5 protein-coding genes are annotated in these 6,316 nt (G+C 65.7%); 3 read left to right on the forward strand and 2 right to left on the reverse strand.

The features are described 5' to 3' along the window. Positions 1-788, reverse strand: a 788-nt coding sequence (locus tag FJY73_13715; GenBank protein ID MBM3321715.1) for a hypothetical protein, incomplete at its 3' end; no start/stop codon positions are given. Positions 789-1,086: 298 nt separating this feature from the next. On the opposite strand from FJY73_13715, the gene ggt reads away from it, so the two are divergent. The 3 genes from ggt (at position 1,087) to FJY73_13730 (ending at position 5,826) form a co-directional block, all read left to right on the forward strand. Continuing rightward, positions 1,087-2,805, forward strand: a complete 1,719-nt coding sequence (gene ggt / locus FJY73_13720) for a gamma-glutamyltransferase (GenBank protein ID MBM3321716.1) — start codon at positions 1,087-1,089, stop codon at positions 2,803-2,805. A 100-nt stretch (positions 2,806-2,905) separates the two neighbouring features. Further along, positions 2,906-3,760, forward strand: a complete 855-nt coding sequence (locus FJY73_13725; protein ID MBM3321717.1) for a MoxR family ATPase — start codon at positions 2,906-2,908, stop codon at positions 3,758-3,760. After that, positions 3,760-5,826, forward strand: a complete 2,067-nt coding sequence (locus tag FJY73_13730; protein MBM3321718.1) for a hypothetical protein — start codon at positions 3,760-3,762, stop codon at positions 5,824-5,826. Before FJY73_13725 ends, FJY73_13730 begins: the two co-directional genes overlap by 1 nt. Here FJY73_13730 and FJY73_13735 read toward each other — a convergent pair. Then, positions 5,810-6,316 (reverse strand): SUMF1/EgtB/PvdO family nonheme iron enzyme (locus tag FJY73_13735; GenBank protein MBM3321719.1); only part of this gene is annotated, 507 nt, incomplete at its 5' end. The genes FJY73_13730 and FJY73_13735 overlap by 17 nt on opposite strands.

Consider the following 6,316-nt stretch of genomic DNA (forward strand, 5'->3'; position numbering starts at 1 on the left):
TTCCCCGAGGGATCGACGCCGATCGATGGGTAGCGAGACCATGTCATCTGGGAATTCGTCGCGCGGACCGACGGACCGAGGATCCCGGACAACAGCGAACGAAGGCAAATCTCCATGTGTCGATTCCGTATCGATTCCCAGGCGATCCACACCGTTCCGTTCGGAGCGACCGCGACGTCCGGCTCGCCGTCGTTCGCGGGGCTGTCCGCGATCAGATGCTCCTCGGCGACCGTGTCCGCGTCGACACGAGCCAAGAAGACGTCGTATGAGCTCCCGGTCCAACGCTGCCATGCGAGCCAGAACCCCCCCGCCGCGCCGGCGGAACGGACGGCCGGAGCGAAGTCGGCCTCCGGGCTCGGCACGGGGGTGGTCTCGTCGGACCAGCCGTTCGCGAACCTCCGGATCTTAATCTCCGAGTTCGTGCCCTGCAGCTCGACCCAGGAAACGAGAATCCCCTCCGCGTCGGCGGCGATTTGGGGATCGAGATACCGGCCCCTCCCTTCCGAGACCTGCGCGGTGTCCCACCCGGAACCGGTCCACCGCGCCGCGTGGATCGCATCTCCGTTCCCCGACGTGCTCGTGTCCGCGAAGGACGAAACCCAAACAACCCAGGGAGCCCCCGAAGAATCGATCGCGATCGCCGGTTCGTAGTCGTCCCTCACGGGGAACGGAAGAGAAGGAAGAGCGGAAACGGAAGAAACGACTAGAAACAGCGAGAAGAAGGCTGTGGCGGTCGGAAGGCGGAACGGTCGCGCGTAGACGGGAGGCAAGAGGCGGACGGAATGCATGCGAACCCCCGGACACGGGGGATTCCGTTCATGGACGGAGTGTTTGCCCGCGCCCCGTTTGGTTTGTTGGAAGTTCTATCACGAGGCGGTCAAGGGTTCAAGCGCCTCCTTCGAGCGCTCGAAACGCGGGCCCTCTGGACACGGCCGGGTGGAAGCGCTAGTCTGGTGGCTCGCGGGATGAGGCGATCTGCGGCCGCACGGCGGGGAGCCCTGCGGGAGTGAGCGCCGGCCGTGGAGCCCCCTGCCTCGCGTCGTGGGGCGAGGTCCCCGTCCGAACGCACCCTGCAGGAGCGGGAACATGAATCGAACGAATCAGCCTCTGCGCCGTCGTTCCCTTGTCGCGGTTCTCGTTCTTCTTTTCCTCGGGTTCTCGCCTTCCCCAGGTTCGCCCCCCGTCTGGACTCGCGGCGCGGTCGCGTCGGATCACGAGGTCGCTTCGCGCGCCGGTCTCGAGATGCTCCGGAAGGGAGGGAACGCGGTCGATGCGGCGGTTGCGACCGCGTTCGCTCTCTCGGTGGTGCGGCCGTACGCGAGCGGGATCGGAGGCGGGGGGTTTCTGGTCGTCTACCTCGCAAATGAGAACGGCGGCCGGTCGGTCGCGATCGACTACCGCGAGCGCGCCCCGCGGGCGATCACCCCGGACTTCTACGAGCGTCTCGAGGACACGCTCGCCTGCCGTTTCGGCGGCGCCTCCGCCGGGATCCCGGGCGCGACGGCCGGGCTCCTCCACGCGCTCGAGCGCTACGGAACCCTCGACCGCGCGACCGTGCTCGCCCCCGCGATCCGCGCCGCCGAGGAGGGTTTCCTCGCCGATGCGCACTACGTTCTCTCCGCACGCGAGATGATCCCGGTGCTCGAGGCGCTCCCCTCGCTCCGCGCGAGCAACTCCTTTCTATGGGAACGTTTCTTCCGCGAAGGAACGGTCGCCAAGGGGGACACGATCCGCCTTCCCGAGCAGGGGGCGGCGCTTCGTCTCATCGCCGAGCGGGGCGCGGACGCCTTCTACGGCGGGCCGATCGGAGAGGCGCTCGTCCGCGCGGCAGGCGCCTCCGGAGGGGTTCTCGAACTCGAGGATCTCCAGAGCTTCCCCGTCGCGGAACGAACGCCCCTCGAGGGGGAGTTCCGAGGGAAGCGGATCCTCGGGATGCCGCCTCCATCAAGCGGGGGGATCGCGCTTCTTCAGATTCTCGGGATCTTCGACCGGAAGACCGCGGGCGAGGAACCGCCAGCGTGGAACGGCCCGGAGTACGTTCATCTTCTCGCCGAGGCGATGAAGCACGCCTTCGCCGATCGGGCGGAGTGGCCGGGCGATCCGGCGTTCGTCGAGGTCCCGGTCGAGCGGCTCCTCTCCGGCGCGTATCTCGACGAACGCGCCGCCTCCGTGCGGAGGACGAAGACGAGGGGTCCGGATGCGTACGGCACGCGCGCGCCCGGTCCGGACGATCGGGGGACGAGCCATTTCGGCGCCGTCGATCGTTTCGGGAACGCCGTCGGCGGCACCGAGTCGATCAACTACTCGTTCGGCTCGCTCGTTGCGGTCCCCGAATACGGTTTCGTTCTCAACAACACGATGGACGATTTCCTCACGCGGCGCGGGACCGAGAACCTCTTCGGGCTCCGGCAGTCGGAGCGGAACCTCCCCGCGCCGGGAAAGATTCCTCTCTCAAGCATGTCGCCGACGATCGTCCTCGACAAAGACGGGGTCTTCGCGGTAGCCGGCGGATCGGGCGGCCCGCGCATCATCAGCGCGACCGCGGAGGTGCTTCTCGCCGCGATCCTCTTCGATCAAGACGCGGAGGCCGCGGTCGCCGCGCCCCGCTTCCATCACCAATGGATGCCGAACAAGCTCCTTCTCGAGCCCAGCTTCGGGCCGCTCATCGAGGGCGTCCTTCTTCGGATGGAGCACGAGGTCGAGCGAACCGAGACGATCGCCGCCGTCCCGTTCATTCGAAGGGTTCGCGGGGGCTATCAAGCCTCCTCCGATCCGCGCAAGGGAGGCGCCCCGGCGGGATACTAGCCGACGCCAAGTCCCGCCCATTCCCGTTGACTCCCGTGCGTCCGAATTGCCATAATCAGACGCACATCCGATCCACAACAACCATCAAGGCGGTGAGCTCATGGGAGTCGGTCTTCCATCCAGCAAGGAGTTCCAGGCTCATGTGTTCGGTCGGGAGAACCCGGTCAAGGTCCTGATCCCCGGACCGGATCTCGTCCCCGAGAGACCTTTCGTCGGCCGAGAGGATCTCATCGCTCAGTGCCTGGCCGCTTGGCTCGACGTCGAGGGGGAAGGAGCGCTCCACTTTCGCGTGATCGGCCCGCCCGGGGTCGGGAAGAACGAGCTGATCTACTACCTCGCCCGCGAAACCAAGAGACCGTTGTTCATCATGCACGGGCACGAGGAGCTGACACCCGAGGACATCGCCTGCACGGCGCGAGTGACCGAGGAGAACCAGGTCGAGTATGTAGGATCTCCGCTCCTCGCCGCGATGATCCAAGGCGGGATCTGTTTCTTCGATGAGATCGGAAAGGTGCCGAGCCGCTCGCTCTCGCTCCTCGCATCCGTTCTCGACGACCGGCGGACGCTGACGTCCGTCCTGGGCGGCTTCAGCGCGCGCGCGCGTCCGGAATTCAGGTTTTGCGCATCGATGAACGATGCGGACGCGGCGACGTACGGTCTCCCGGGATACATCGACGAGAGGCTCCGTCCCGCGTTTCGGATGGACCATCCACCGGTTGACGAGATCCTGGCAATCGTGGGAAACGGCGTCCCCTCGTCGAAGGGAGTTCTGATGGAAGCCTTCCGCGAGTGGGCGACGGCCCAGGAGAAGCTCTCGCCCCGCGAGGCGCTCACGCTCATGAGCTATGCGGCCCGCCTCCACAGATGCGAGGGGAACGGGGCGATGGATCGGGCCGGCGCGGATCGTCTGATCGCCGCCGCCGTTCGCACGGTGCACGAAGGGAAGACGGCCTGATGGGAGCGAGCGCTCACGACCCGTGGATTCGCTATCGCGACACGTCCCTCTACGTCGTACCCAGCATTCACCACCGGCAGATCTTCGCGGAGCTCGTCTATGACGCGTGCTGGAGAAAGCGCTTTGACGTGATCGCGGTGGAGCTTCCTCCCTCCTATGCGGAGATGGGGATCGTCGATGCGTTCCTCCGCATGGCGCCCGCGCCCGGCTTCGTCATCCATCCAAGCGGCTGCACGGAGGTGATGGAGGTCCCGGCGAACGATCACCCGGACTGCGAAGAGACGGAGACGAGGGTCGTACAGAAGGCGGTTCTCTACGCGATGACCCCTTGCGACTCGATCGTGATGGCGCTCCGTTGCCCCGGCCTCTTGCGGAGACGTTGGCCCGGATGGAAACCGGAAGTGGCGTTGATCGATGCGGAGCACAGAGAGATCGGTCGAAGCCGTTCCGACCTGCCAATGGCCGATGACTACGAAGTCGCCGTCAAGGGACTCGCTGCGTTCTACGCGCGACTGGAGGAACGGCTCGACGCCGTGCGCGTGGTCGAGGTGGACGCGCGGCGGGAACGCGTGATGGGATCGCGCCTCCGTGGACTTCTGGACGAGGGGAAGGAGGTTCTCTTCGTATGCGGTGCAGCGCACTGGAAGAGCCTGAGAGAGTACCTCGACATGGGCTGCCCCCCCGATTCCCCGTTCCGAGAGGGATCGGGGCCGCCCGAGCGTCTCCTCCTCGCTCCGGTCCGACCGGAAGCGGTTTGGGTTTCCGGATGGCTAGACGATATTCCCCGCATCGTTTGGGAGTTCGAAACCGCGTGCGTCGAAGGGCGTCCCCCCGAGTCGTTCGACAAGCATGAAGCGCTCAAGATCGTCTGGCGAGAGACGATCGAACTAAGCCTTGCGAAGAAGCGTCCCGTTTCGCCGCGCCGCCTCTTCAAGATGAGGCGCTACGCGAGGACTCTCGCCGACGCGTCGGGGAGATGGATCCCCGCTCTCGATCGACATCTGATCCACGCCGCGGAGTCTTGCGTGGGAGAGGAGTTCGCCGAGGCTTTCAAGGAGGTCGCGCTCCGTTTCCCGTCCGAGCCGCCCGATGGGGTCCCCTATGCACGCTTCACGCGAGCGGGAGACGGCGGGTTCTTCATGATGGTCGGTGAAGAGGTCTTCCATCTCGAGCCGACTCCCAAGAGCGATCCCGACGGCGGGGGTTTTCGGGTCCCGATCGAGGAGCCCGTCCCCCTCACGACCGAAGAGAAGCAGAAGCTCGAGAAGTCCGGCAACAGGAAAGCGTTTCCCGGCCAGCAGGACCTTCACAACCGGCTGATCGACCGAGCGAGGCGGCTTGCCCATCGAACCCGGAGAGAGACGATCACTCGCCGCTTCAGCGGGGACATCGGGCTCGGACCTTCCTGGCGCTCATCCATCCGGGCATTGTCTCGAGGCGAGAAGCGGTTTCTCCATGTTCGACAGGCGAAACGGGGCCCGAAGTACGGTTCGTGCGACGGGACCTGCCCCGTCGCTTGGATCTTCGACGCCGAGGCAACGAACCTGAGCCAACACAGCTCGGAACATGTGCCGCTGCGGGGAGATTTCGAGGCCTTCGACGACCTCTTCCAATGGCATCACCCCGAACGGAAGATCGAGGCGAATGTCATCGAGCTGCGGGTCGCCTACAGCGTCAGCCTGACCAGAGGGCTCATCCCGCTCTTCGATAAGACCGAGAAGGACTACGAGAAGTTCTTGGCATGGTACCCGCCGGAGCGGCTCTGCCGGACGGATCCCGACAAGGACCCCGACCTTCGTCCGTTTCGCGGCGGCTACGAGATCGCGATCGCGTGCGCGGTGAAGTACGCGGCCGATCACCTCGTGGTCGTCGCCCTTCCCGACCTGCGAATCAGCGAGAGGCTGCTTCGCTTCGCATCCGATCGCGGCGTGAGGCTCATCCGGGTCTCGCGCGACGATTTCGATCCGCGTTCGCTTTCTCGGCTCTCCCTCTACCACAGAGTCCCGGCGCCCGGTCCCTGGTCGAAACCGTACGAGTTTTGCTACCGGTTCATCCCTCCCGTGTAGTCCGGATCTCGGACGGATCCTTTGCTGCGGCCACGATCCGGAAGCCGACCTCGCCCGACCGTTCTCCTCCATCCGGAACCGGACGCATCTTGGTCGCCCGGCAGTCGGAGATCTCGTCGGACATCCAAGAGCCGCCGCAGGCGTAGATCTTCCCGGTCTCCGCGTCCAGGCAGAGTTCGTGGACGTTTCCCGCCATGTCCTCGATCCCATCGGGCGTCGCGCTTTCCGGGTAGACGCCGGCCGGAGAGGTCATGCCCAGATACCCCGCATGCCAATAGTTGCATCGTAAAGGACCCGGTTCGTCTCCCCACGGGTAGAGCCGTCCCTCCTCTCCCCTCGCTCCCGCCTGCCATTCGGCGACGGTCGGAAGCCGATAGGTTCGCCCGTCGCGCGCCGCCTGCGTGAGCCAGCGGCAATAAGCCTCCGCCTCGAACCGCGCGATCCCCACGACCGGCTGGTTCGACTCGTTGTACGCAGGGTTCGTCCAGAA

It is taken from the genome of Candidatus Eisenbacteria bacterium, assembly GCA_016867715.1.
Taxonomy (GTDB): Bacteria; Orphanbacterota; Orphanbacteria; order Orphanbacterales; family Orphanbacteraceae; genus VGIW01.

Bases quoted from the DNA above. Each gene is read 5' to 3' on its own strand.
- ggt (MBM3321716.1), top strand. From the start codon at position 1,087: ATGAATCGAACGAATCAGCCTCTGCGCCGTCGTTCCCTTGTCGCGGTT.
- FJY73_13725 (MBM3321717.1), top strand. From the start codon at position 2,906: ATGGGAGTCGGTCTTCCATCCAGCAAGGAGTTCCAGGCTCATGTGTTC.
- FJY73_13730 (MBM3321718.1), top strand. From the start codon at position 3,760: ATGGGAGCGAGCGCTCACGACCCGTGGATTCGCTATCGCGACACGTCC.